This is a genomic window from Amycolatopsis sp. cmx-8-4 (assembly GCF_046548675.1).
Classification (GTDB): Bacteria; Actinomycetota; Actinomycetes; order Mycobacteriales; family Pseudonocardiaceae; genus Amycolatopsis.
Genome location: NZ_JAEBDZ010000015.1, coordinates 199221 through 223751 on the forward strand (window position 1 = coordinate 199221; position 24531 = coordinate 223751).

Here is a 24531-nt window from a genome sequence, read left to right on the forward strand (position 1 = left end):
CGTTCTGGCTATTTCGGGGCGTAGAATTGGCCGTTATGGCACTTACGCTGCGAGGACTGGCCGCCGACCGCCCGCTCGGCCTGCGCGTGCTGACCGGGGACGCCCTCTTGGACCGGCCGATCGGCTGGGTGCACCCGACGGAGCTGACCGACCCGCAGGCCTTCCTGGAGGGCGGCGAGCTGCTGCTGACGACCGGCCTGGCCCTGGACGAGCGGACGTCCCCGGGTTATGTGCGCCGCTTGGTGGACGCCGGAGTCGCGGGGCTCGGTTTCGGCGTCGGCCTGAGCCACGACGAGGTGCCGCACGCGCTGGTCGCCACCGCCGCCGAGGTGGGGCTGCCGGTGCTGGAGGTGCCGCGCGAGACGCCGTTCATCGCGATCACCCGCGCGGTTTCGCGAGCGGTGGCGGCGGACGAGTACGCCACGACGGTCCGCATCGGCAAGGCCCAGCAGGAACTGACCCGCACCGCGGTCGGCAAGGGCGGCCCGGCGGGGGTGCTGCGCAAACTGGCCAAGCTGATCGACGGCTGGGTCCTGCTCTTCGACCGCGCCACGGTCACCGAAGCGGCTCCGGCGAGCGCGCGTGCGTACGGCGCTTCGCTGCGCGAAGAGCTGGAGCGCCTTCGCACGGGCACACGCGTGGTGTCGGTGGGGGAGGACGAGGTGGTGCTGCAGACGCTCGACACCAGCGCGCGCCGGGTGCTGGCGGTCGGCACCGCGGTGCCGCTCGACACGGCGGGGCGGCACATCGTGAACACCGCGGTTTCGCTGCTTTCCCTTGCGCTGGAACAGGATCGCGCGCAGGCCGCGGCGCGGCAGGCTCTGCGGTCGGGGCTGCTGGAGCTGCTCGTCGGCGGGCAGGACGAGCTGGCACTGCGGGTGCTGACCACGACGGGCGCCGAGCCGCCGGAGGGACCGTGGTCGGTGCTGGTGTTCGCCGGGGCGGCCGCGTCGCGGCGGAAGCTCCTGGAAGCGCTGGAGGGCGAGGCGTTGTTCGCGGCGCGCTGGGACGCGCTGGTGGTCGCCTTCGGCTCGGGCGCGGTGGTCGACGTGGTGGCCGAGGCGGCGCTGCGGATCGGCGGCCTGCACGGCGGCGTCGCCGGGCCGGTGGCCGCGGCGGACTTCGCGGCCGGTCTGGAGCAAGCGGAACTGGCGGCCCGGGCGGCGGAAGCCGAGGACAAGATTCTCTTGTCGGCGGCCGAGCACACCGGCCGTGGCCTGTTGTCCCTCATCGATCCGGTGGTGGCGCAAGCGTTTGCCCACGGCCTGCTGGCCCCGCTGCGCGAGCACGACGAGACCGGCCGCGGCGACCTGGTCGGCTCGGTGCGCTGCTGGCTGGAACACCACGGCCACTGGGACATCGCGGCCGCGCGCCTCGGCGTCCACCGGCACACGCTCCGCAACCGCATCCGGAAGGCGGAGGAACTCCTGGGCCGCGACCTCGAGTCACCGGGCGTCCGCGCGGAACTCTGGGTGGCGCTGCAGGCTGTCGTGAGTGGTAATTAGGGTTCTAACCCGAATTACCACTCACGAGCACGATGGGTGAGTCCCCGCAGCGGCGCAGCACCGGGCCCGGTTCCGCGCCTGACGACCACCACGCCGGGACGTCCACCTCGCGCACCAATGATCCCGTCGCTTGGCGGACGCTGTTGGACACGATCACCCGGCCCTGCGCGTTCAGCAACGCCGCACCGCGCCCGAGCGACCGCAGCCGCGGGCGGACCGCGCGCTCGAACTCGCGCACGTACACGTCCGCGCCCACCACGCCCGCGAAGTTGCCGGCCGAAACCACCGGGATCGTGAACGTCAGCGTGTACTCGTCGGTGCACAGGTAATCGACGTACGGGCCGTTGATGTGCCGGCGCCCGGTGTCGCGCGGGACCGTGAACCACGACTGGCGCGTGTAGTCCAGGAAGTTCTCGCTGCCCGGGTCGAGGCTGATGAACAACTGGGACGGCGGCTCGCCGGCAGAGCCAGTCCACCACTCGAAGCCGAACTCCGAATCCGCGAGCACCCGCGGCGCGCTGACGAACCCCGCGCCGACGACCAGCCCGCCGAGGGCCTCGGTGACGGCCGGGCGGATCCGGTGCAACGCCGAGGCGGCCGGCGTACCGGTCAGCACCGACTCGGCGGCCGCCAGGAGCGGCTTCAACCGGTCGAAAACCCCTTCCACCAACGCGGAAACGTGCTCGACGACCTCGTCGCCGGCCAGCGTGCGGGTGTCGGTCACGGTGCTCACCTCGATGCGCGGAGTATGCCGAGTTTAGGGGGTGAGCAGGTCGAGGTGCACGTCCGCGAGCCGGTCGAGCGCGCCGAGGAGGTGCTCTTCGGTGAGCTTGCGGGCGAGGTCGCCGTCGGCCGACGCGATCGCCGCGGTGATCGCCGCGTGCTCCTCGTGCGGGTGCGCGTCGCCGCCGAGCGGCAGCCACAGCAGCCCGCCCAGCTCGGCCTGCAGGTGCACCTCTTCGTGTGTCAGCCGCGGCGACTGCGCGGCCGCCGCGATCTCCAGGTGGAACTGGCGCTCCGCCCGCGTGAAGTCGATGCCGCGCGCCGTGCGGAGGTCGTCGGTGGCCAGCCGCAGCCGCTCGACGTCTTCGGGGGAGCTGCGCTCGGCGGCGAGCTTCGCGGCGGCCCCGGCGATCGCGAGGTAGTGGTCGCCGACGTCGCGCAGGTCGGACAGCGACACCTCCTGCAGCCGCTCGCGCCAGACGTCCGCGGGCGGGTTGGCCGGCGTGCGGACGAAGCTGCCGCCGCTGCGCCCCCGCCGCGTCTCGACCAGGCCCTGCTGCCGCAGCGCCACGAGCGCCTCCCGGACCGTCACGGTCGAGACGCCGAACTGCGCGGCCAGGTCGGCTTCGCTGGGCAGCTGCTCCTCGTCGGCGAGCAGGCCGAGGGTGATGGCGTCGACGAGCCGCGCCGCCACCGCCTCCGCCCGCCCGACCTGCCCGAGCGGGGCGAACATGGCGGAGCGCGCGCTGTGCGACATCCCCTGGCGCATCGTGCCCCTTCGGCCGTCGGAGTACCCGTTCGCACCAATCTTGCCTGATTCGCTTGTCCTATTACATATGGACTTATATGTTTTAGCTCCCGTCAACCCCGAGGGAGCCACCGTGTCGTCCACCTGCCCACCCGCCCCGCCGCAGGAGCTCAAGCACTACGTCGGCGGCGCGTACGTCGAATCGAAGTCGGGCCGGACGGCGGAGATCACCGACCCGGTCACCGGGCGCCCCTACTGCACCGCGCCGATCGCCGGGCCGGACGACGTCGACCACGCGCTGCGGATCGCCGCGACCGCGTTCGAGACCTGGCGCGCGACGACGCCCGCCCAGCGCCAGCTCGCGCTGCTGAAGATCGCCGACGCGCTCGAAGCCCGCGCCGACGAGGTCGTGCGCGTCGAGTCCGCGAACACCGGCAAGCCGGTCGCACTGACCCTGGCCGAAGAGATCCCGATGGTCCTGGACCAGGTCCGGTTCTTCGCCGGGGCCGCGCGCGTGCTGGAAGGCCGCTCGGCGGGGGAGTACATGGAAGGCCACACGTCCTTCGTCCGCCGTGAGCCGATCGGCGTCTGCGCCCAGGTCACGCCGTGGAACTACCCGCTGCTGATGGCCATCTGGAAGATCGCGCCCGCGCTGGCCGCGGGCAACACGATCGTGCTCAAGCCGTCCGACACGACCCCGGCGTCGACGCTGCTGCTCGCCGAGATCGCCGGGGAGTTCCTGCCGCCGGGCGTGTTCAACGTCGTGTGCGGCGATCGTGACACCGGCCGCGCGCTGGTCGAACACGACATCCCGGCCATGGTGTCGATCACCGGCTCGGTCCGGGCCGGCATCGAGGTGGCCAAGTCCGCCGCGAACGACGTCAAGCGCGTGCACCTGGAGCTGGGCGGCAAGGCGCCGGTCATCGTCTTCGGCGACGCCGATCTCGAAGCCGCCGCGGAGGCCATCGCCGTCGCGGGCTACTTCAACGCGGGCCAGGACTGCACCGCCGCGACCCGGGTGCTGGTCGCCGACGAGGTGCACGACGAGTTCGTCGGCGCGCTGGCCCGGCGGGCCGAGGGCACGAAGACCGGCAAGCCGGACGACGAAGACGTCGCGTACGGCCCGCTCAACAACGCGGCCCAGCTGGACAAGGTGGCCGGGTTCATCGACCGCCTGCCGAAGCACGCGACCGTCCACTGTGGCGGGCGCCGGGTCGGCGACGAGGGCTACTTCTACGAGGCCACCGTCGTCTCCGGTGTGAAGCAGGACGACGAGATCAGCCAGAACGAGATCTTCGGGCCGGTCATCACCGTCCAGCGGTTCTCCGACGAGGCCGAAGCGCTGGCCGACGCGAACGCCGTCCAGTACGGCCTCGCGTCCTCGGTCTGGACCCGCGACCACCAGCGCGCGATGCGTTTCGCGGCGAAGCTCGACTTCGGCTGCGTCTGGATCAACACGCACATCCCGCTGGTCGCCGAAATGCCGCACGGCGGCTTCAAGAAGTCCGGCTACGGCAAGGACCTCTCGCTGTACGGCCTCGAGGACTACACCCGGATCAAGCACGTCATGAGCGCTCTGTGAGGCTGGCGATGCCGAACCAAGCACCTTTCGAGACCCGGGCCGAGCCCGCGTCGACCATCGACGAAGACCAGCCCGCCGTCCGGCTTTCCGGGCTGCGCAAGCACTTCGGTGACGTCCACGCCGTCGACGGTGTCGACCTCGACGTCCCGCCCGGCGAGTTCTTCTCCATGCTCGGCCCGTCCGGCTCCGGCAAGACGACCGTGCTGCGCATGATCGCCGGCTTCGAGCTGCCGACCGAGGGCACGATCGAGCTGGCCGGCCGCGACGTCAGCCGGCTGGCGCCGTTCGAGCGGGACGTCAACACGGTGTTCCAGGACTACGCGCTGTTCCCGCACATGACCGTGCAGCAGAACGTCGAGTACGGCCTGCGCGTGAAGCGCGTCCCGAAGCAGCAACGCCGTGAGCGCGCGCTCGAGGCCCTCAAGACCGTGCGGCTGGAGGACTACGGCTCGCGCAAGCCGTCGCAGCTCTCCGGCGGGCAGCGTCAGCGCGTCGCGCTCGCCCGCGCGCTGGTGAACCGGCCCAAGGTGCTGCTGCTCGACGAGCCGCTCGGCGCCCTCGACCTCAAGCTGCGGCAGGCGATGCAGCTGGAACTCAAGCAGATCCAGCGCGACGTCGGCATCACGTTCGTCTTCGTCACCCACGACCAGGACGAGGCGCTCACCATGAGCGACCGGATCGCGGTCTTCAACGACGGCAAGATCGAGCAGGTCGGGCCACCCGAGGAGGTCTACGAACGGCCCGCGAGCGCGTTCGTCGCGGGCTTCGTCGGGACGTCGAACCTGCTGGGCGGCCGCGGCGCCGAGTCGGTGATCGGCCGGCCGGGCCTGTTCAGCATCCGGCCGGAGAAGATCCGGATCGACGACGAGCTGTCCGAGCCCGCCGCCGCGGGGGAGACCAGCGCGACCGGCACGGTCACCGACGTCGTCTACGCGGGCGCGACCGTGCGGTACGCCGTCGCGCTCGACGCCGGCGGCCGGCTTTCGGTCGTCCGGCAGAACACCGACGGCGCGTTGGCGGCCGGCCGCGTCCGGCTCAGCTGGCGCCACGAACACAGTTTCCCGGTCAGTACTCCGGAAGGAACGCCATGAAGAACAGGAAGACGCGGCTTGCCGGGATCCTCGGCGCCGGCCTGCTGCTGGCTGCATGTGGCACGTCGGGCACGAGCGCGTCCGCGCCGCCCGGCGCGCAGGGGTTCACCCCGCCGAAGCTGGAGGCGCTGAAGGCGCTCGGGCAGCCGGAGGGCCAGCTGAACGTGCTGGCCTGGCCCGGGTACGCGGAGAACGGCTCAAACGACCCGAAGATCAACTGGGTCACGCCGTTCGAGCAGCAGACCGGGTGCAAGGTGAACGTCAAGCCGTTCGGGACGTCCGACGAGGCCGTCACGCTGATGAAGACCGGCCAGTACGACGTCGTCTCGGCCTCCGGGGACGCGTCGCTGCGGCTGGTCGCCTCGGGGGACGTCGAGCCGGTGAACACCGCGCTGGTGCCGAACTACGCCGACGTCCAGCCGTTCCTCAAGGACCAGTCGTGGAACAGCGTCGCCGGTGTCGCCTACGGCATCCCGCACGGCTGGGGCGCGAACCTGCTGACCTGGCGCACCGACAAGGTGACGCCGGCGCCGGGCTCGTGGTCGGTGATGTTCGACGCGAACTCGCCGTACAAGGGCAAGGTGATCGCGTACGACTCGCCGATCTACATCGCCGACGCCGCGCTGTACCTGATGGCGCACCAGCCGGACCTGGGCATCAAGAACCCGTACGCCCTCGACGACAAGCAGTTCGCCGCCGCCGTCGACCTGCTCAAGCAGCAGCGGCCGCTGGTGAGCGAGTACTGGTCGGACTACCTCAAGGAGTCGCAGGCGCTGAAGAACGGCGACGCCGTCGTCGGCACCGCCTGGCAGGTCACGGTCAACCTGACCAAGGGCGAGGGCGCGCCGCTGGAGTCGGCCGTGCCGAGCGAGGGCGCGACGGGCTGGTCGGACACCTGGATGGTCGCGGCGAAGTCGGCGCACAAGACGTGTGCCTACAAGTGGCTCGACTACATCGTCAGCCCCAAGGTGAACGCCCAGGTCGCCGAGTACTTCGGCGAGGCGCCGGCGAACACCAAGGCGTGCGCGGAGATGACGGACAAGACGCTCTGCGACACCTATCACGCCGGCGATTCGGCGTACGCGTCGAAGATCGCGTACTGGACCACGCCGATCCCGCAGTGCCTCGACGGCCGCACGGACGTCAAGTGCACGGACTACGGCGAGTGGACCAAGGCGTGGACCGAGATCAAGGGCTGACATGACCGCGCTCTCGGCCTTCTTCTACCGGAAACCGAAGCTGCGCCTGGGTTTCCTGCTCTCGGCCCCGCTGCTCTGGCTCGGCCTGGCCTACCTGGGCGCGCTGGCCGCGTTGTTCGTGACGGCGTTCTGGCACACCGACGCGTTCACCGGCCAGGTCGTCATCGAGTGGTCGCTGGACAACTTCAAGACGTTGTTCAGCGACGCGGTGTACCGCACGATCACCTTCCGCACGGTCGGGATCGCGGCGCTGGTGACGGTGATCGACGCCGTCATCGCGTTCCCGATGGCGTTCGCGATGGCCAAGCTGGCGTCGCCGCGCGCGCGGCGGATCCTGGTGATCGCGGTGATGACGCCGTTGTGGGCGAGCTACCTGGTGAAGGCGTACGCGTGGCGGTCGATGCTGTCGGGCAACGGCGCCCTGAGCTGGTTTTCGCCCGGTTACGGCGTCACGGCGACGATCATCACGCTGTCGTACCTGTGGCTGCCGTACATGATCCTGCCGATCTACGCGGGCCTCGAGCGGCTGCCGGACTCCCTGGTGGACGCGTCGGGTGACCTCGGCGCGAAGTCCTTCCGGACGTTCCGCTCGGTGATCCTGCCGCTGACGTTCCCGGCGATCGTCGCGGGCTCGATCTTCACGTTCTCCCTGTCGCTGGGCGACTACATCGCGGTGAAGATCGTCGGCGGCACGTCGCAGATGCTCGGCAACGTCGTCTACGACAACATCGGCGCGGCGAACAACCTGCCGTTCGCGGCGACGGTGGCGACCGTGCCCGTGGTGATCATGCTCGTGTACCTGGCCGCGGTGCGCCGCACCGGCGCGCTGGACAACCTCTAGGAGCTGCTCCGTGCGGACGTCTCGGATGTTGTTGTGGACGGCGCTGGGCCTGGGCCTGGCGGTGATCTACTTCCCGCTGCTGGTGGTGCTGCTGAACTCGTTCAACGCGGACACGACGTTCGGCTGGCCGCCGTCGAGCTTCACCCTCGAATGGTGGAGCCGCGCCGCCTCGAACGAAGGTGCGCTGAACGCGCTGTGGACGAGCGTCGAGGCGGGTCTGGCGGCGACGGCGATCGCGCTGGTGCTCGGCACGATGGCCGCGTTCGCGTTGCAGCGCTACCGGTTCTTCGGCCGGAACCCGGTGTCGCTGCTGATCATCCTGCCGATCGCGCTGCCGGGGATCGTCACGGGCATCGCGCTGAACAACGCGTTCCGGACGATCCTGGGCATCAACCTGGGCCTGCTGACGGCGGTGATCGCGCACGCGACGTTCTGCATCGTGGTGGTGTTCAACAACGTCGTCGCGCGGTTGCGGCGGATGGGCGGCAGCCTGGAGGAAGCGTCGATGGACCTGGGCGCGACGGGCTTCACGACGTTCCGGCTGGTGACGTTCCCGATGCTGCGATCGGCGTTGCTGGCGGGCGGGCTGCTGGCGTTCGCGCTGTCGTTCGACGAGATCATCGTGACGACTTTCACCCTGGGCACGGGCATGGAGACGCTGCCGATCTGGATCTACGACAACCTGTTCCGCCCCAACCAGGCGCCGATCGTGAACGTGGTGGCAGCGGTGCTGATCGTGGCCTCGACGGTGCCGGTGTACCTGGCCCAGAGGTTGTCGGGCGACACGGCTTCCGGCGGGCGGCTCTAGTACCCGGGTCTGCCGCGGCTTGTCGTGAGTGTTTAGGGCGGTTAGAACCGCCCTAAACACTCACGACAACTTGCGCCGAACGTTCGCCGGGCTACGGCCGGAACCCGTCCGTCGCGGCTCGCAAAGCCGCCAGGACGCCCGGGTCGGTCACCGCGTGGCCGGCTCCCTCGATCAGCTTCAGCTCCGATCCCGGCCACGCCCGGTGCAGCTCGTACGCCGTGGTCGGCGGGCAGACCGCGTCGTAACGGCCCTGGACGATCACGCCCGGGATCCCGGCCAGCTTGCCCGCGTCGCGGATGAGCTGGCCGTCCTCCAGCCAGGCGCCGTGGCTGAAGTAGTGCACCGCGAGCCGGGCGAAGGTCAGGGCGAACGCCGGTTCGGCGTACTGCTGCACGAAAGACTCCTGCGGGTACAGGGAAACCGTCGCACCCTCCCACTTGCTCCACGCGACCGCCGCGGCGTCGCGGACCCCGGCGTCGGCGAGCAGGTCGCCGTACGCGGATAGCGGGTCGGCGCGGCGGTCCTCCGGGATGGGCGCCAGGAAGGCCTCCCACTCCCGCGGGAACAGGTTCGCCGCGCCACCGCGGTAGATCCAGTCCAGCTCGCTCTGCCGGACGGTGAACACGCCGCGCAGGATGATCTCGCTGACGCGCGAAGGGTGCGTCTCCGCGTACGCGAGCGCGAGGGTCGCGCCCCACGAACCGCCGAAGAGCTGCCACTGCTCGATGCCGAGCCGGTCGCGCAGGAGCTCCATGTCGGCGACCAGGTGCCACAGGGTGTTGACCGTGAGGTCGGCGGCGCCCGGCGTGGACTGCCCGGCGCCGCGCTGGTCGAACAGGATGATCCGGTAGGCGTCGGGGTCGAAGTGCCGGCGCGCCATCGGCGCGATGCCGCTGCCCGGCCCGCCGTGGAGGACGACGACCGGCTTCCCGCCGGGGTTGCCGGCTTCCTGGCACCGGATGCGGTGGCCGTCGCCGGTGTCGAGAAACCCTTCGGCGCGCGCGGCGATCGGCGGGTAGAGCTCGTCCATGCCCGACACTCTGCCGGAACCGGTGCCGCGGGGGAGAAGGTGGTGCTCGGTCGCCGCCCCGAGGCGCCCCGCCGCCGGGACTCGGGACGGCGACCGGGAAAAGTGGGGGCCCGCCCCCGCCGCCGGGCTGAGCGGGCCCCCAGTCTGTGACGCGTCAGCGCAGGGCCGGCGCGAATCCCGGAGGGCGGCGCACGAGGGCCGTCGGTGCGGCCGTGAAGGTCAGTTCCCGCTCACGCATTCCCGTCCTCCTCGTCGAGGGTTCGAACTTTTGTCGTGGCGGCGACGGGCTAGACGCTAAGCCACAAGTCGAACGCCAGTCAAGGACATGATTGATGTTCATGGATGTGAACACCCGCTGAGAGCGCGCTGAGCGTTGAGGTCCCCCTTGCCCGCCGTTAACGAATGCGCCGGTACGTTCCGGTATCGGGGTCGAGGAAACGCTGTACGGAAAGGCACGGAATGTCCGCGGTGACCTATGTCGAGGCGATTGTCGTCGGCGCCTTGCAAGGGGTGTCGGAATTGTTTCCGGTGTCCAGTCTCGGCCACAGCATCCTGTTGCCGGCCTGGGTCGGCGGCCAGTGGCAGCAGGACCTGAGCATCGGCAAGGATTCGCCGTACCTCGCGGTGCTGGTGGCGATGCACGTGGCGACCGCGCTCGCGCTGGTCCTGTTCTTCCGGAAGGACTGGGTCCGGATCATCGCCGGCCTCTGGACGTCGGTCCGCGACCGCGAGGTCCGCACGCCGGATCAGCGGCTCGCGTGGCTGCTCGTGCTCGCCACCATCCCGGTCGGGCTGGCCGGCCTGCTCTTCGAGAGCCTGCTGCGCGACTACCTCGGCAAGCCCGTGCCGGCCGCGATCTTCCTCACGCTCAACGGCGGAGTCCTCTACGCCGCCGAGAAGTTCTCGCGACGGCGTCCCGAAGAGAATGACGACACAGTGGACTTCTCGGCCGAGGAAACGCTCGTCATGCGCGCGGTTTCCGTCGAGGAGGCGACCGACGTCCGGCTGGCGAAACTGCGTGTCGGCGAAGCCGTCATGATCGGGGCCGCGCAGATCTTCGCGCTGCTTCCGGGCATCAGCCGCTCCGGCGTCACGATGGTCGCCGGGCTGCGCCGCGGGCTGGGTCACGAAGACGCCGCGCGGTTCGCGTTCCTCCTTGCCACGCCGGTGATCCTGGCCGCCGGCGTGCTCAAGATGCCGACGCTGTTCGCCCCGGAGAACCACGCGTCGCTCGGCCCGGCGCTCGTCGGCAGCGTGGTGGCGGGGGTCGCTTCCTACATTTCCGTTCGTTTCCTCACGGGCTACTTCGAAACGCGCACGCTGACGCCGTTCGCGATTTACTGCGTGATCGCCGGAATCGCCAGCCTGATCTTCTTCGCGGTCTGAAATGCCCCTGACCTTCGATGCTCCCGCGGTGCTCGTGGTGCTCGCCCTGGGCGGGCTCTACCTCCGGGCGACACGCCACCGCCGATGGCCACCAGGCCGCACGACGGCGTTCCTCACCGGGCTCGCGACCATCCTCGTCGTCACCTGTTCGCCGCTGGCCTTCTACGACCGGACGTTCTTCTGGGTTCGCGCGGTCCAGACCGTCACCCTGCTGATGATCACCCCGCTGCTGCTGGCCTTGGGCGCACCGATCCGGTTGCTGCTCGACGTCGCCCCGGCCCGCTGGCTGCGACGGCACGGCCGCGGCCCGGTGGCCCGTGCGCTGACCTTCCCTCCGGTGATCACGCTCGCCCTGGTCGCCCCGGTCCTGGCGCTCTACCTGACCCCGCTCTACGACCTCACGCTCCGGGAACCGGTGGTCGACGGACTGGCCCGGGCGATGCTCGTCCTGTCCGGTTTCCTCTACTTCTGGACCCGCCTCGGGCTCGACCCGACGCCGCGCACGGACCCGCACCTGGTTTCGGTGTGGATCGCCTTCACCGAGGTCGTCTTCGACGGCGCCCTCGGCCTGGTGCTGTGGCTCGGCCCGCTGCTCGCGCCGGCGCACTACGCGGCGGCGCACCCGGGCCGGGGCCCGGACCCGCGCACCGACCAGATCGTCGGCGCGGGCGTGCTGTGGATCGGTGGCGACGTCGCCGGGCTGCCGTTCGTCATCGCGCTGTTCGTCCGCTGGGCCCGCGACGACGAGCGGCGCGCGAAGCAGATCGACGTCCGATTGGACGAAGAAGCCGCCTCGGGCGCCGCGTCGACGTCGGGGCTCTGGTGGGAGAACGACCCGGCCCTGGCCGAGCGGTTCAAGGGCCGGGGTTAGTCGTGGAAAGCGTGTTCGGGTGCCGGGAACTCACCGCGGCGGACGTCCTCGGCGAACGCCGTGGCCGCGTCCTGCAGCACCGTCGCGACGTCGGCGTAGCGCTTGACGAACCGCGGTGCCTTGCCGCGCCGCAGCCCGGCCATGTCCTGCCAGACGAGCACCTGCGCGTCGCAGTCCGGCCCGGCACCGATGCCGACGGTCGGGATCGCCAGCTCCGCGGTGACGCGCTTCGCGGCTTCGGCGGGCACCATCTCCATCACCACCGCGAACGCCCCGGCCTCCTGCAGCGCCAGCGCGTCGGCGAGCAGCACGTCCGCCGCTTCACCGCGCCCCTGCACCCGGTAGCCGCCGAGGTTGTGTTCACTCTGCGGGGTGAACCCGATGTGGCCCATCACCGGCACGCCCGCCGCGGTCAGCGCCTCGACGTGCGCGGCGAACCGGCGTCCGCCCTCCAGCTTGACGGCGTGCGCGCGGCCCTCCTTCATGAACCGCACGGACGTCTCCAGCGCCTGCTGCGGCGAGAGCTGGTAGGAGCCGAACGGCAGGTCGGCGACCACGAGGGCGCGCTTGACCGACCGCGTCACCGCCCGCACCAGCGGCAGCAGCTCGTCGACGGTCACCGGCAGCGAGGTGTCGTAGCCGAAGACGTTGTTGGCCGCGGAGTCGCCGACGAGCAGCACGGGGATCCCGGCCTCGTCGAACAGCGCGGCGGTGTACATGTCGTACGCGGTGAGCATGGGCCACGGCTCGCCGCGTTCCTTGAGCTCCCGCAGGTGGTGCACGCGGACCTTCCGGCCCGGACCCGGTGCCGCGGGCGCGGCGGATCCGGTGCCGTACGGGGCGGCTACTTCGTCGGAGGGGGTCTTCTCGGTGGCTGACATCGTCGTCGACCGTCCTTCCCTCGGGGCCTGGGTGAGGTCCCCGGGTCGTGGAGCAGAGGCGCCTCAAAGCGTGACACGCACCCGCACCGACCTCGACTCCGTGCGACCAGCTTCACACCGTCGTGCGGCGGGACGAGCCGCCGTCAGCCTTCAGGTTGATGTCGGGGGACAACCAACCTGTGTTCACTGACGTCAAGAAGAGGTCATGAAGAGCATGGCGACCGAACGGCCGCGAAAGGCGACAACGGCGACGATGGGTACCACCGCGTACGCGCGCACGCGCATCCCCGCCTGGCAGGCGAAGAGCGGCGGCATCGTCGCCACCGTGGTGCAGCTCGCCGCGGTCTTTTCGGTGCTCCTGCTGCTCACCGGCGGCCCGCGCGGGCGCCTGATGAACGGCATCGACATGGGCTTCTCCGCCCTCAGCGTGCCGACCAGCGCGAGCCTGGTCATGGTGCTGCTGCTGGTGGTACTGGGCGGGGCGCTGCGCCGCCGCAAGAAGGCGGCGCTCTACACGCTCGTGCTGTTCCAGGTCGGCGGCCTGCTGCTCACCCTGGCCCTGCAGGCGACCTTGCTGTGGTCACCCGATCTGCTGACGCTCGGGCCGAAGCAGGTCCGGCACATCCCGGCGCAGCTGTGGGCCCTGACCGCGGCCGACCTGCTCTCGATCGGGCTGATCGTGTTCCTGCTCACGCTGCGCCCGGCCTTCCCGGCCCGGCTCGCGCCGAGCGCCTGGCGTGACGGCCTGACCATGCTGTTCGGCGGGTTCGCCGCGGTCATCCTGGTCGGCTGGGGCCTCACCGAGGCCTTCCCCGGCCACCTCGGCGACGCGTGGGAGCGCTTTGCCTGGGTCGTCAACCACGCCACCGGTGAGAACCTGCAGCTGCGGCGGATCGGCGTCGGCGAGGGGCCGGCCTGGCTGGACGTCTTCCTCGACCTGAGCGCGACCGTCGTCGCCACGGCCGCGCTGTACATGCTCTTCCGCGGGGTCCGCAGCCGTCGCCTGCGGACCGACCAGGAGGAGCTGCGCCTGCGGGAGCTGCTCGCCGAGCACGGCGAGGACGACTCCCTCGGCTACTTCGCCACCCGTCGCGACAAGAGCGTCGTCTTCGCGCCGAACGGCCGCGCCGCGGTGACCTACCGCGTGCTCGGCGGCACCAGCGTCGCCAGCGCGGACCCGATCGGCGATCCCGAGGCCTGGCCGGACGCGGTGCGCGCGTGGCTCGACGAGACGCGCACCTACGGCTGGACGCCCGGCGTGCTCGGAGCCAGCGAACGCGGCGCGAAGGCGTACACCGACGCCGGCCTGCGGGCGCTGGAGATCGGCGACGAGGCCGTGCTCGACGTCCGCGAGTTCAGCCTCGCCGGGCCGGAACGGCGTTCGGTGCGCCAGGCCGTCAAGCGCATCGAGCGCGCCGGCTACACCTCGCGGGTCCGCCGGCACGGCGAGATCCCTGATGACGAAATGGTCGAGCTGCTGGCCCGGGCGCAGGCCTGGCGCGGTGCCGAGACCGAGCGTGGGTTCTCGATGGCGCTGGGCCGGCTCGGCGACCCGAGCGACGGCCGCAGCGTGATGGTCGAGGCCTACGATGCCCGCGGCGAGCTGCGCGGGCTGCTGTCGTTCGTCCCGTGGGGCCGGCGCGGGCTCTCGCTGGACCTCATGCGCCGCGACCGCGACGCCGAAAACGGCCTCAACGAGTACATGATCGCCGTGGTCGTCGCGGCCGGGCCGGTACTGGGCGCGCAGCGGATCTCGCTCAACTTCGCCATGTTCCGCGCGGTCTTCTCGGAGGGGGAGCGGATCGGCGCGGGCCCGGTGCTGCGCGCCTGGCGCGGGATCCTGAGCGTCGCCTCGCGGTTCTTCCAGCTGGAGTCGCTGTACCGCTCCAACGCCAAGTACGGGCCGGACTGGGAACCGCGGTTCCTCTGCTACTCCTCGGCGCGGCGGCTCCCGCGGGTCGGCATCGTCGCGGGCGCGCTCGAAGGGTTCGTCCCGACCGGCCGGTCGCGGTCGCTGCGGCTGGAGACGGTCACCGACGGCTTCGTCGCCCGCGTCCGGGAGATCGAGGAGTCGGCCGCCGTGCCGGTGACCAAGGCCGTGCGGCGGCCCGAGCAGGTGCGCGTGCGCGTCGCGAAGCTCGACAAGCTGCGCGAGGCCGGGATCGACCCGTACCCGGTCGGGTTCCGCCGCGACGACCACATCGGCGACGTCGTCAAGAAGTTCGGCGACCTGCAGCCGGACAGCGCGACCGGGCACCGGGTCCGGATCGCCGGGCGCGTGCTGGCGATGCGCATCCTCGGCGGGCTGTGCTTCGCGCGCGTCAAGGACTTCAGCGGCGAGATCCAGCTGATGCTGGACGCGGCGGAGCTGGACCTCACGGGCTGGCGGACCGGCGTCGACCTCGGCGACCACGTCGGCGTCAGCGGCCAGGTCGTCACGTCGAAGCGCGGCGAGCTCTCGGTGCTCGTCGACGAGTGGACGGTCACCGCGAAGTGCCTGCACCCCCTGCCGGACAAGCGGAAGGGTCTCACCGACCCGGAGACGCGGGTGCGGCAGCGCTACCTCGACCTGGCGGTCAACCCGGACTCGACGAACATGCTGCGGCTGCGGTCCACAGTGGTCCGCGCGGTGCGCGAACGGCTGCACCACGCCGACTACCTCGAAGTCGAGACGCCGATGCTGCAGACGGTGCACGGTGGCGCCAACGCCCGCCCGTTCGTCACCCACATCAACGCCTACGACATGCGGATGTACCTGCGGATCGCGCCCGAGCTGTACCTCAAGCGGCTGTGCGTGGCCGGCGTCGAGCGCGTCTTCGAGCTCAACCGCAACTTCCGCAACGAGGGCGTCGACGCCACCCACAACCCCGAGTTCACGATGCTCGAGGCGTACCAGGCGTACGCGGACTACGACACCATGCGGAAGCTGACGCGCGAGCTCGTCCAGCACGCGGCCGAAGCGGCGTACGGCGCCCAGGTCGTGCGGCGGCCCGACACCGGCGGCAAGGTCGTCGAGTACGACATCTCCGGTGACTGGCCGGTGGTCCCGGTGCACGAAGCCGTCTCGGCGGCGCTGGGGGAGCACGTCGATTCGGGGACGTCCGTGGCGGACCTGCGCCGGTTCTGCCTCGCCGCCGGCGTGCCGGTCGGGGAGGACCCGAGCCACGGCGACCTCGTGCTGAAGGCGCACGAGCACCTCGTCGAGGGGGCGACCGTGCTGCCGACGTTCTTCACGGACTACCCGACGGACGTCTCGCCGCTGACCCGCCAGCACCGGACCGACCCGCTGCTGGCCGAGCGCTGGGACCTGATCGCGTTCGGTTCGGAGGTCGGCACGGCCTACACCGAGCTGACGGACCCGATCGAGCAGCGGCGCCGGCTGGAGGCGCAATCCTTGCGCGCGGCCAGTGGTGACGTCGAAGCGATGGAACTCGATGAGGACTTTTTGCTGGCGCTGGAGCACGGAATGCCGCCGACCGGTGGCCTCGGCCTGGGCGTAGACCGCCTGCTCATGATGTTGACGGGAGCGTCGATCCGCCAGACGGTCCTGTTCCCGTTCGTCCGTCCGCAGGCATAACGACTGGGTCGCCGTGATCACGCCGGGGACGCGCAATGGCAAGCGGTCGCTTAATGTGTGCCACGTGCGCACGGCTCGGATCGCCTCGGCCCTCCTCATGGGACTGGCCGTGCTCACCTATTCGGGATGGCTGCTGGAGTTCGCCGTCCCGACGGGCGTGTCCCCGGTGCGCGATCCGGCCGACGCCCTGCTCGCCGGGCCGCCGGTGTTCCGGGTCCTGCTCGCGGTTTCGGGCGTCGCGTTCCTGCTCGCCGGGCCGCCGTTGCACCGGCTCGGCCCGGTCCAGTGGCCGGCGCGGCTGAGCTCGATCTCGGTGAGCGTGTTCGGCGCCGTCGTGCTGGTCCAGGCCGCCTACCCGGAGAGCAGCGGGGTCATCTCGTCGCTGCTGAGCGTTATCCTGCTGGTCGGGGTGATCAGCCTGGTGCTGTGGTGGCCGCCGGGCTGGCGCCGGTTCGCCGTCGCGGGCCTGGTGCTGGTGCTGGCGACCTGGGTGGCCGTGGTGCTCGCGGCGCAGCTCGGCGAGTTCGAGGGCGTGTTCAGCCGCTTCCAGCTGCTGGTGCGCGCGGTGCTGTTCGGCACGGGCGGGGCGTACGCCTTCATCAAGCCGGCGCCGCGGCACGCGCCCCGGATCTAGTTCTTCCGGATTTTGTCGGTGCCGGATGCGACCATCGGGTTCCCGATTCCCGGAGAAGGAGATCGACATGGCGGGAAACGTGCCCCCGGTGGCCGACGAGCGTGACGGGCTGCTGCGCTACCTCGAACAGCAGCGGTACGTCCTGAAGCTGGCCGCGCACGGCCTCACGGACGAGCAGGCGCGGCTCACGCCGACGAAGAGCGCGCTGTCGGTGGGCGGGCTGATCAAGCACGTCGCCAGTACCGAGGACGGCTGGATCGACATCGCGCTGCAGCTGCCCCAGAAGCCGTTCGACGAGGGCGTGCGGGATTACGAAGAGGCGTACCGGCTGGGCCCGGAGGAGACGCTGCAGAGCGTCCTGGAGCGCTACGACGAGGTCGCGGCCCGCACGGCGGAGGTCATCGGCCGGATCGACGACCTCGGCCGCCCGGTCCCGGTGCCGAAGGGCGTCCCCTGGTACCCGGACGACGTCCCGGCGTGGTCGGTCCGCTGGGTCCTGCTGCACCTGATCGAGGAGACGGCCCGCCACGCCGGCCACGCGGACATCATCCGCGAGCACGTCGACGGCGCCACGGCCTTCCCGCTGATGGCGGCGGCCGAAAACTGGCCGGAGTCCCCCTGGATGAAGCCCTGGAAACCGGCGCCCCAACCAGCCTGACCCGACCCTCCAGGCACGCGAGTCGTCCGTTCGCGTTCCCGGCGGGCCGGTCGGCCGAGCCGTGTCGACCCTTCAATCACGCGAGTCGACCCGGCAATCACGTGTGCCGGCGTTCTGATCACGGCTCGGCACCCGCGAAACGGCGTCGAGCGGGTCAGAACAGCGTCGGCTCGTCCGCCAGCGCGCCCTCGATCACGAGCATCCGGCGTTTCGTCGCGACCCCGCCGCGGGCCGAGAACCCGCCGTCGCGGCCGCCGGCCGCGAGGACCCGGTGGCACGGCACCACGATCGGGAACGGGTTGTGCCCCATGGCCTGGCCGACCGCCTGGGCGGACCCGGGCATCCCGAGCCGGTGCGCGATGTCGCCGTAGGTGAGGGTCTTGCCCGGCGGGATCGTGCGCGCGATCTCGTACGCGCGCCGGTTGAACTCGGGCACCGCGGCCAGGTCCAGCTCGATCTCGGCCAGGTCGCGTCTTTCGCCGGCCAGCAGCGCGACGATCCCGTCGATCGCCGCCTGCACGGCCGGAGGCGGCGGGCCTTCGACGGCGTCCGGGAACCACCGGGCCAGCTTGGCGCGCGTCCCGGGAGCGGTGCCGTCCGGCAAGGTCGTCCCGATCACGACGTCGTCGCGCCACGCGAGCCCGCACGGCCCGATCGCTGTGTCGAACACCGTGAACCCCACCGTCATGCGCTCAGCCTACGACCGAAGGGAGGCTGTCGGCCGCGGCCCGGCCACGGGATGATGTGCCGGTGCTGGACCACCTCGTCTACGCCGGACCGGACCTCGCCGAGGCCGTCGCGCGCGTCAAGGAACTCACCGGCGTCACGCCCGCGCCCGGCGGCAGTCACGTCGGCCTGGGCACGGCCAACCACCTCGCCGACCTCGGCGCGGGGGCCTACCTGGAGGTGATCGGCCCGGATCCGGCGCAGCCGCAGCCCGCGCAACCCCGGCCGTTCGGCATCGACGACCTCACCGAGCCGGCCCTGGTCGCCTGGGCGGTGCGCACCACCGACCTCGACGCCACGATCGCGCACGCCCGCGCCCACGGCTTCGACCCCGGCGACGCGATCGAGATGTCCCGCGAGACGGCCGACGGCGAACTGCTGCGCTGGCGGCTGACCCCGCCGAGCCGCCCGGGCACGCTCACGCCGTTCCTCATCGACTGGGGCGCCACGCCGCACCCGACGACGCGCGGCCTGCCGTCCCTCCCGCTGCTCATGGTGACGGGCGCGCACCCCGACCCGGACTCGGTCCTCGCGGTGACGGACGCGCTGGGCCTGGAGCTGCTCGTCCGGCGCGCCGACCGCGCGGCCCTGAACGCCGCCGTCCGCACCCCGGAGGGCCGCCAGGTCGCGCTGAGCTGAAAGCCGTGAAGGCCCCCTTCCCGGCCATAAGAGCCGGTAAGGAGGCCTTCACGGCCTTTGCCGCGGGAGAGCGTCAGGCCTTGCCCTCGCGCCACGCGTTGGTCATCGGGAGCCGGCGGTCGCGACCGAACGCCTTGAGCGTGATCTTCGTGCCCGGCGGGTACTGGCGCCGCTTGTACTCGGCCTTGTCGACCATCCGCACCACGCGGTCGATCGTCTCCGGCGCGAACCCGGCCTCGACGAGGTCGGCGTACCCGCGGTCGCCCTCGACGTAGTCGTCGAGGATGTCGTCGAGCAGCGCGTAGTCCGGCAGCGAGTCGGAGTCCATCTGGCCCGGCCGCAGCTCGGCCGACGGCGGCTTGGAGATGGAGTTCTCCGGGATCGGCGGGGTCTCGCCCCGTTTCAAAGCCTCGGCATTACGCCACCGAGCCAGCTGCCAGACGTGCGTCTTGAAGACGTCCTTGATCGGGGCGAACGCGCCGACCGCGTCGCCGTAGATCGTCGAGTACCCGACGGCCAGCTCGGTCTTGTTGCCGGTGGCGAGGACGAGGTGACCGTCCAGGTTGGACAGTGCCATGAGCAGCATGCCGCGGGTGCGCGCCTGGATGTTCTCCTCGGCGAGGCCCGTCAGGTTCAGCTGGTCGACGTAGACGCGCACCATGTCCTCGACCGGCTCGACCCGGTAGTGCGCGCCGATCCGCCGCGCGAGGTCTTCCGCGTCGTCCTTGGAGTGCCCCGACGAGTACTTCGACGGCATCGAGACGCCGTAGACGTTGCCGCCGCCCAGTGCGTCCGCCGCGAGTGACGCGCAGACGGCCGAGTCGATGCCGCCGGAGAAGCCGAACGTCACCGACGAGAAGCCGTTCTTGTGCACGTAGTCCCGCAGCCCGACGACGAGCGCCGCCCACACCTCGGCCTCGTCCGCGAGCGGTTCGCTGATCACCGGTGACGCCGTCGGCTCGTACGCGGGCAGCGGCTCTTCGCTCAGCACCCGGCGCCGGACGTGCAGGCCGTCGAGCTCGCCGTCCCCGGCGTGCCCGCCCGCGGCGAGGTCGGTGTCCAGCACGAGCAGGTGCTCGACGAACTGCGGCGCGCGCGCCAGCACCGTGCCGTCCGCGCCGACGACGAGCGAGTCGCCGTCGAACACGAGGTCGTCCTGGCCGCCGACCTGGTTGGTATAGACCAGCGGCGCCCCGGCTTCGGCGGCGCGCCGGGCGATGAGCGGCAGCCGCTGCTCGTCCTTGGACCGCTCGTACGGCGACGCGTTCGGCGCCACGACGAGGTCGACGCCCGCCCGGCCCAGCGCCGAGATCGGCCCGCCGTCCTGCCAGATGTCCTCGCAGATGACCATGCCGATGTCGAGCCCGCGGAACCGGACGACGTCGAGCGTGGTGCCCGGCTTGAACCAGCGGTGCTCGTCGAAGACGCCGTAGTTCGGGAGGTGGTGCTTGAACTGCCGCGCGACGACCTCGCCGCGGTAGAGCGCGGCCGCGGCGTCGCGCGGGCCGGCCTCGTCGAGGTCGAGATAACCGATGTAGGTCAGCACTTCGCCGCAGCCGGCGTCGTCCAGCCGGCGCGCCAGCGCCTCGACGCCCAGGCGGGAGGCCTCGGCGAAGGTGCGGCGCAGCGAGAGGTCCTCGACCGGGTAGCCGGTCAGCGACATCTCCGGGAAGACGACCACGTGCGCGCCGGCTTCGGCGGCGCGGCGGGTCCATTCGACGTGCAGGTCGGCGTTGCCGTCGAGGTCACCGACGGTGGTGTTGACCTGGGCGAGCGCGATGCGCAGTTGCGGCATGCCGCCATTCTGACGCACCGCCACCCGCCCAGCCGAGCGAATGTGGGCGAAATGCCACCTCGGCGAGCCGATCCCCTGCGGCGCCTTCGCCCACCCGGGTAGGTTGCCGCTGATCGGACGAACCGGGCAACCGGATCGCCGCAGGGGGAGGGACCACCTTGACGTATCCGCCGCAGCAACCGCCGCCCGGCCAGTACCCGGGCCAGGGTTACCCGCAGCAGCCACCGCCCAGCCAGGGCTATCCGCACCAGGGTTACCCGCAGCAGGGTTATCCCCAGCAGGGTTATCCCCAGCAGGGCTATCCGGGTTATCCGTCACCGCAGCCGCCGAAGAAGGGCAACGGCCTGCTCATCGGCCTGCTCGCCGGCGGTGGTGGCCTGCTGGTGGTGATCTTCCTGATCACCGGGTTCCTCGCGCCCGGATTCCTGGTCTCCGACGGCAAACCGGCGGCCCGCACCGGCCCGCCGCTCGACCTGAACTCGGGCAGCGTCGCCGCGGGCAAGTTCATCCTCGCCGTCCTGGGCGACGACGCGGTCACAGGTCGCCAAGCCGCCTGCGCGTCCGCCGAAGGCGTCGTCGCCGCCGCGGTGCGGACGCTCGGCAGCCGCAACGCGCACCTCACCGCCGGCCCGCCCGTCCAGAGCGGCGCGGACGAGATCCGCGTCCCGCTCGACGGCACCATCGGCAGCAAGCCGGTGCACGGCGAACTGCAGGTGACGCGCATCCAGGAGCACTACTGCATCTCCGGGGTCACGACGCCGTCGTGACCGCCGCGGCGTCGCGGTACTTGAGCTTGGCCATCCGCCCGTCGGGGTGATGCCAGACGACGCCCTCGAACTCCGGGTGCGCCAGCAGCCAGGTCATCAGCCCGTCGAAGTCGCGCGGCACACCGCCGAACTCCTCCGCGGTCGCGTGCCGCACCAGCCGGTGGACGCCGAGCTGCTCCGGATCGCCGTTGACCTTCGGGCCGCACAGCTCGTAGGTGCCCGGCACCTCGCCGACGAGGCCCTCACGGGCTCGTCGAAGAACTTCGCGAACGCCGACTGCGCGACCGGCTCCCAGCCGACGGTCTTGCCCGTCTCCGGGTCGGTCTGGACGGCCGCGAACCCGGCGGGCGCGCTCTTGCCCGGCTTCACCTCGCGCCGCGCCCACCAGGTCCCGGCGTCGTCGAGCCGCACGCAGGTGCCGTCGTACTTGCGCGTCGGAACGCCTTCGCCGTCGAGCACCCACTGACACGCGGGGTGCACTTCGCGGGTGACGCGCCGCAGGTCGTCCGGGTCGCGCCGGAACAGCGTCGGGATCTTCTGCATGGGTTCATCATCCCCGGCCGGACAACCGAAAAACCCCCGCCCGGGAACCGGACGGGGGGCATTCGGAACCACGCTACTTGCGCTTGATCATGCTCCGGACCTTCTTGATGGTCTGCTCGAAGTCGGAGTCGAACGGGTTGTCGTGCACCAGGTAGGTCCACGTCGTGTTCGCCCGCCGGACGCCGGCGTCGCCGAGGTCGATGCCGTCGTCGGTCAGCTCGGCCTCTTCGAGGGTCTTCGCCGCACGCGAGTTCGCCTCGTTGATGATCTTGTGGAACTCCGGGATCGCCGCGCGGTGGAACTCGTCGAGCGGCGTCTCCCGGGCCAGCGCCCGCAGGTGGATGCTCTCGCGGACGTCGGTCAGGTACGCCAGGTGGTCCGACCAGAGCTGGTCGACGTGGAACAGCAGCACCTCGCGGCTGAGCTGCTCCACCTTCTCCTGGTCGTCGCCCAGCTTCTCCTTCAGCTCACCGAACTTCTCGGCGTGCGCCTTCTCCAGCTGCTCCGCCGCGTACCCGGTGCGAAGCACCTTGTCGCGGTGGGTCAGCAGGTCACGCCGCTGCCGTTCGATCAGCCGTGTGTAGCGCCAGGTGTTGCGGTGGATCTCCAGGTCGACGCCCTCGGCGACGCGCTGGGCGTGGTTGAGCTGCCGCAGCGCCGCGTTGTCGGTGATCTCGCCGGTCTCCTCGTCGTCGGTGATGCCCTCGGGCACGTCCGGTGCGTTCGACAGCACGAGCTCGTCGTTGAGGCTGGCGAAGAAGATCGCGCTGCCCGGGTCGCCCTGGCGGCCGGAGCGGCCGCGCAGCTGCCCGTCGAGCCGGCTCGACGGGTACCGCGCGGTGCCGATGACGTGCAGCCCGCCCAGCTCGACGACCTCTTCGCGGGTCGCGCCGTCGGTGCCGCCCAGCCGGATGTCGGTACCGCGCCCGGCCATCTGGGTCGAGACGGTGACCGCGCCCTTCTTGCCGGCCTCGGCGATGATCGACGCTTCTTCGGCGTCGTTGCGCGCGTTGAGCACGACGCACTCGAGGTCGACCTTCGCCAGCTTCTCGGCCAGCTCCTCCGACTCGGCGACGTCCTGCGTGCCGACGAGGATCGGCCGCCCGGTCTCGTGGACCGTGCGGATCTCCTCCTCGATCGCCCGCAGCTTCTGCGACGGCGACGCGAAGACCCGGTCCTCCTGGTCTTCGCGGACGTTCGGGGTGTTCGGCGGGATGACCGCGACCTCGAGCTCGTAGAACTCGCGCAGCTGCTCGGCGACGGCGACCGCGGTACCGGTCATGCCGGCGACCTCGGGGTAGCGCGCCAGCAGGGCCTGGACGGTGATCGAGTCCAGGATCTCGCCGCGGTCGGTCGCGGTGACCTGCTCCTTCGCCTCGACGGCGGCCTGGAGGCCGTCCGGCCAGCGCTGCAGCTCGGCGACGCGGCCGCGGGCGGCGTTGATGAGCTGGACCTTGCCGTCGCGGACGAGGTAGTCGACGTCGCGGGTGAGCAGCGCGTGCGCGTGCAGCGCGACGTTCACCGCGGGGAGCCGGTCCGAGGCCGCGTCGCCGTAGAGGTCGTCGACCTCCAGGCCGAGTGACTTCGCGACCACCGAGGCACCGGCGTCGGTCAGCCAGGCGTTGCGGCCTTCGCTGTCGGTCTCGTAGTGCAGGTTGAGCCGCAGCCGCCGGACGACCTTCGCGACCTCGTCGTCGGCGTCGGTGTGGTCGATCGAGCCGGCCATCACCAGCGGGACGCGGGCCTCGTCGACCAGCACCGAGTCCGCCTCGTCGACGATCGCGACCTCCGGGTCCGGCTGGACCAGGTCGTCGACCTTCGAGACCAGGCGGTCGCGCAGGACGTCGAAGCCGATCTCGGCGACCGCGCCGTACGTGACGTCCTTGGCGTAGGCCTCCTTGCGCTCCTGCTGGGAGTGCGCCGGTTCGACCCAGCCGACCGACACGCCGAGCAGCGCGTAGACCGGGCCCATCCACTCGGCGTCGCGTCGCGCCAGGTAGTCGTTGACCGTGACGACGTGGGCGCGCTTGCCGCGCAGCGCGTACCCGGCCGCGGCCAGCGCCCCGGCGAGCGTCTTGCCCTCACCGGTCTCCATCTGCACGACGTGCTTGCTGAGCAGGCCCATCGTGCCGAGGATCTGGACGTCGAACGCGCGCTCGCCGAGCGCCCGCCGAGCGGCCTCACGACCGAGCGCGCACACCTCGATCAGGTGATTGTCGCCGAACGCGGTGTCCTTCAGCGTCGCGCGAAGCTTCCCGGCCCGCTCGGTCAGCTCCTCGTCGGAGAGCTTCTCGAGCTCGGGTTCGAGCTTCTCGACTGCGGGCAGCAGTGCTTCGTAGCGGGTCAGCTCGACGCTGCCCGGACGCTGGATGATCCGGCGGAGCCGTTTGCCCACCCGGCTGATCAGTGCTGCCACCCCTGGTCTCCCGTTCTCTCTCGCTCGACCGGCCTGCCCCACCCAACGTGGCGGTGGTGCGTTCGAGTTCCGCGGCCGGATGGGACGATCCAACCGTGTTCCCACATCCCA

22 protein-coding genes are annotated in these 24531 nt (G+C 71.1%); 13 read left to right on the plus strand and 9 right to left on the minus strand.

Annotated elements, in window-relative coordinates:
• Nucleotides 1-35 precede the first annotated feature (35 nt).
• Entirely contained in the window at nucleotides 36-1505 is a 1470-nt protein-coding gene (locus ACLJQZ_RS29650; protein ID WP_410623142.1) for a PucR family transcriptional regulator, read from the plus strand.
• 4 nt (nucleotides 1506-1509) lie between these two features.
• Here the strand turns inward: ACLJQZ_RS29650 and ACLJQZ_RS29655 are convergent, their stop codons facing one another.
• Together ACLJQZ_RS29655 and ACLJQZ_RS29660 are read right to left on the minus strand one after the other, a co-directional pair.
• Nucleotides 1510-2229: a cache domain-containing protein gene (locus ACLJQZ_RS29655; protein WP_410623143.1), complete on the minus strand. Its 720-nt coding sequence runs from the start codon at nucleotides 2227-2229 to the stop codon at nucleotides 1510-1512.
• Between the two features lie 33 nt (nucleotides 2230-2262).
• On the minus strand, nucleotides 2263-2997 hold the full coding sequence (locus tag ACLJQZ_RS29660) for a FadR/GntR family transcriptional regulator (RefSeq protein ID WP_410623144.1): 735 nt from the start codon (nucleotides 2995-2997) through the stop codon (nucleotides 2263-2265).
• Nucleotides 2998-3109: 112 nt separating this feature from the next.
• On the opposite strand from ACLJQZ_RS29660, the gene ACLJQZ_RS29665 reads away from it, so the two are divergent.
• The 5 genes from ACLJQZ_RS29665 to ACLJQZ_RS29685 are packed head-to-tail and all read left to right on the plus strand — an operon-like array spanning nucleotide 3110 to nucleotide 8497.
• Nucleotides 3110-4558 carry a gamma-aminobutyraldehyde dehydrogenase gene (locus ACLJQZ_RS29665; RefSeq protein ID WP_410623145.1) on the plus strand — a complete coding sequence of 483 codons (1449 nt, stop codon included), beginning with the start codon at nucleotides 3110-3112 and terminating at the stop codon, nucleotides 4556-4558.
• 8 nt (nucleotides 4559-4566) lie between these two features.
• Complete coding sequence (locus tag ACLJQZ_RS29670) at nucleotides 4567-5649, plus strand: ABC transporter ATP-binding protein (RefSeq protein WP_410623146.1); 1083 nt, start codon at nucleotides 4567-4569, stop codon at nucleotides 5647-5649.
• On the plus strand, nucleotides 5646-6848 hold the full coding sequence (locus ACLJQZ_RS29675; protein ID WP_410623147.1) for an ABC transporter substrate-binding protein: 1203 nt from the start codon (nucleotides 5646-5648) through the stop codon (nucleotides 6846-6848). Before ACLJQZ_RS29670 ends, ACLJQZ_RS29675 begins: the two co-directional genes overlap by 4 nt.
• 1 nt (nucleotide 6849) lies before the next feature.
• Nucleotides 6850-7689, plus strand: coding sequence for an ABC transporter permease (locus ACLJQZ_RS29680; RefSeq protein WP_410623148.1), 840 nt, complete (start codon nucleotides 6850-6852; stop codon nucleotides 7687-7689).
• 25 nt (nucleotides 7690-7714) lie between these two features.
• Nucleotides 7715-8497, plus strand: coding sequence for an ABC transporter permease (locus tag ACLJQZ_RS29685; RefSeq protein WP_410623178.1), 783 nt, complete (start codon nucleotides 7715-7717; stop codon nucleotides 8495-8497).
• Nucleotides 8498-8588: 91 nt separating this feature from the next.
• Here ACLJQZ_RS29685 and pip read toward each other — a convergent pair whose 3' ends face one another.
• On the minus strand, nucleotides 8589-9527 hold the full coding sequence (gene pip, locus ACLJQZ_RS29690; protein WP_410623149.1) for a prolyl aminopeptidase: 939 nt from the start codon (nucleotides 9525-9527) through the stop codon (nucleotides 8589-8591).
• Nucleotides 9528-9986: 459 nt separating this feature from the next.
• Between pip and ACLJQZ_RS29695 the strand changes: the two genes are divergently transcribed.
• Nucleotides 9987-10913, plus strand: coding sequence for an undecaprenyl-diphosphate phosphatase (locus tag ACLJQZ_RS29695; protein WP_410623150.1), 927 nt, complete (start codon nucleotides 9987-9989; stop codon nucleotides 10911-10913).
• Nucleotide 10914: 1 nt separating this feature from the next.
• Complete coding sequence (locus tag ACLJQZ_RS29700) at nucleotides 10915-11784, plus strand: cytochrome c oxidase assembly protein (RefSeq protein WP_410623151.1); 870 nt, start codon at nucleotides 10915-10917, stop codon at nucleotides 11782-11784.
• On the opposite strand, the gene panB is transcribed toward ACLJQZ_RS29700, so the two are convergent.
• Nucleotides 11781-12665: a 3-methyl-2-oxobutanoate hydroxymethyltransferase gene (panB, locus tag ACLJQZ_RS29705; RefSeq protein WP_410623152.1), complete on the minus strand. Its 885-nt coding sequence runs from the start codon at nucleotides 12663-12665 to the stop codon at nucleotides 11781-11783. The genes ACLJQZ_RS29700 and panB overlap by 4 nt on opposite strands.
• Nucleotides 12666-12918: 253 nt before the next feature.
• Here panB and lysX point away from each other — a divergent pair, with 253 nt between their 5' ends.
• The 3 genes from lysX (at nucleotide 12919) to ACLJQZ_RS29720 (ending at nucleotide 17534) form a co-directional block, all read left to right on the plus strand.
• On the plus strand, nucleotides 12919-16242 hold the full coding sequence (gene lysX, locus ACLJQZ_RS29710; protein WP_410623179.1) for a bifunctional lysylphosphatidylglycerol synthetase/lysine--tRNA ligase LysX: 3324 nt from the start codon (nucleotides 12919-12921) through the stop codon (nucleotides 16240-16242).
• Nucleotides 16243-16306: 64 nt separating this feature from the next.
• A complete protein-coding gene (locus ACLJQZ_RS29715) occupies nucleotides 16307-16876 on the plus strand; it encodes a hypothetical protein (protein WP_410623153.1) in 570 nt (189 codons plus the stop codon).
• Nucleotides 16877-16943: 67 nt separating this feature from the next.
• Nucleotides 16944-17534 (plus strand): DinB family protein, encoded by a 591-nt coding sequence (locus ACLJQZ_RS29720; protein WP_410623154.1) that lies wholly within the window; start codon nucleotides 16944-16946, stop codon nucleotides 17532-17534.
• Nucleotides 17535-17688: 154 nt separating this feature from the next.
• Here ACLJQZ_RS29720 and ACLJQZ_RS29725 read toward each other — a convergent pair whose 3' ends face one another.
• Nucleotides 17689-18222 (minus strand): methylated-DNA--[protein]-cysteine S-methyltransferase, encoded by a 534-nt coding sequence (locus tag ACLJQZ_RS29725; RefSeq protein WP_410623155.1) that lies wholly within the window; start codon nucleotides 18220-18222, stop codon nucleotides 17689-17691.
• A 62-nt stretch (nucleotides 18223-18284) separates the two neighbouring features.
• Between ACLJQZ_RS29725 and ACLJQZ_RS29730 the strand changes: the two genes are divergently transcribed.
• Nucleotides 18285-18899, plus strand: a complete 615-nt coding sequence (locus ACLJQZ_RS29730; protein WP_410623156.1) for a VOC family protein — start codon at nucleotides 18285-18287, stop codon at nucleotides 18897-18899.
• Between the two features lie 73 nt (nucleotides 18900-18972).
• Here the strand turns inward: ACLJQZ_RS29730 and ACLJQZ_RS29735 are convergent, their stop codons facing one another.
• On the minus strand, nucleotides 18973-20694 hold the full coding sequence (locus tag ACLJQZ_RS29735) for an NAD+ synthase (protein WP_410623157.1): 1722 nt from the start codon (nucleotides 20692-20694) through the stop codon (nucleotides 18973-18975).
• Nucleotides 20695-20852: 158 nt separating this feature from the next.
• Between ACLJQZ_RS29735 and ACLJQZ_RS29740 the strand changes: the two genes are divergently transcribed.
• Nucleotides 20853-21461: a hypothetical protein gene (locus ACLJQZ_RS29740; RefSeq protein ID WP_410623158.1), complete on the plus strand. Its 609-nt coding sequence runs from the start codon at nucleotides 20853-20855 to the stop codon at nucleotides 21459-21461.
• On the opposite strand, the gene ACLJQZ_RS29745 is transcribed toward ACLJQZ_RS29740, so the two are convergent.
• The 3 genes from ACLJQZ_RS29745 to secA2 all read right to left on the minus strand — a co-directional run bounded on the left by ACLJQZ_RS29745 (nucleotide 21445) and on the right by secA2 (nucleotide 24420).
• Complete coding sequence (locus ACLJQZ_RS29745; protein WP_410623159.1) at nucleotides 21445-21582, minus strand: hypothetical protein; 138 nt, start codon at nucleotides 21580-21582, stop codon at nucleotides 21445-21447. The genes ACLJQZ_RS29740 and ACLJQZ_RS29745 overlap by 17 nt on opposite strands.
• Nucleotides 21558-22004 carry a hypothetical protein gene (locus tag ACLJQZ_RS29750; protein ID WP_410623160.1) on the minus strand — a complete coding sequence of 149 codons (447 nt, stop codon included), beginning with the start codon at nucleotides 22002-22004 and terminating at the stop codon, nucleotides 21558-21560. Before ACLJQZ_RS29750 ends, ACLJQZ_RS29745 begins: the two co-directional genes overlap by 25 nt.
• Before the next feature lie 73 nt (nucleotides 22005-22077).
• Nucleotides 22078-24420, minus strand: coding sequence for an accessory Sec system translocase SecA2 (gene secA2, locus ACLJQZ_RS29755; protein ID WP_410623161.1), 2343 nt, complete (start codon nucleotides 24418-24420; stop codon nucleotides 22078-22080).
• Between the last annotated feature and the right edge of the window lie 111 nt (nucleotides 24421-24531).

Coding starts and splice junctions, on each gene's coding strand:
- ACLJQZ_RS29650 (WP_410623142.1), top strand. CDS start 36: ATGGCACTTACGCTGCGAGGACTGGCCGCCGACCGCCCGCTCGGCCTG.
- ACLJQZ_RS29660 (WP_410623144.1), bottom strand. CDS start 2,997: ATGCGCCAGGGGATGTCGCACAGCGCGCGCTCCGCCATGTTCGCCCCG.
- ACLJQZ_RS29670 (WP_410623146.1), top strand. CDS start 4,567: ATGCCGAACCAAGCACCTTTCGAGACCCGGGCCGAGCCCGCGTCGACC.
- ACLJQZ_RS29675 (WP_410623147.1), top strand. CDS start 5,646: ATGAAGAACAGGAAGACGCGGCTTGCCGGGATCCTCGGCGCCGGCCTG.
- ACLJQZ_RS29680 (WP_410623148.1), top strand. CDS start 6,850: ATGACCGCGCTCTCGGCCTTCTTCTACCGGAAACCGAAGCTGCGCCTG.
- ACLJQZ_RS29685 (WP_410623178.1), top strand. CDS start 7,715: ATGTTGTTGTGGACGGCGCTGGGCCTGGGCCTGGCGGTGATCTACTTC.
- pip (WP_410623149.1), bottom strand. CDS start 9,527: ATGGACGAGCTCTACCCGCCGATCGCCGCGCGCGCCGAAGGGTTTCTC.
- ACLJQZ_RS29695 (WP_410623150.1), top strand. CDS start 9,987: ATGTCCGCGGTGACCTATGTCGAGGCGATTGTCGTCGGCGCCTTGCAA.
- ACLJQZ_RS29700 (WP_410623151.1), top strand. CDS start 10,915: ATGCCCCTGACCTTCGATGCTCCCGCGGTGCTCGTGGTGCTCGCCCTG.
- panB (WP_410623152.1), bottom strand. CDS start 12,665: ATGTCAGCCACCGAGAAGACCCCCTCCGACGAAGTAGCCGCCCCGTAC.
- lysX (WP_410623179.1), top strand. CDS start 12,919: ATGGGTACCACCGCGTACGCGCGCACGCGCATCCCCGCCTGGCAGGCG.
- ACLJQZ_RS29720 (WP_410623154.1), top strand. CDS start 16,944: ATGGCGGGAAACGTGCCCCCGGTGGCCGACGAGCGTGACGGGCTGCTG.
- ACLJQZ_RS29725 (WP_410623155.1), bottom strand. CDS start 18,222: ATGACGGTGGGGTTCACGGTGTTCGACACAGCGATCGGGCCGTGCGGG.
- ACLJQZ_RS29735 (WP_410623157.1), bottom strand. CDS start 20,694: ATGCCGCAACTGCGCATCGCGCTCGCCCAGGTCAACACCACCGTCGGT.
- ACLJQZ_RS29750 (WP_410623160.1), bottom strand. CDS start 22,004: ATGCAGAAGATCCCGACGCTGTTCCGGCGCGACCCGGACGACCTGCGG.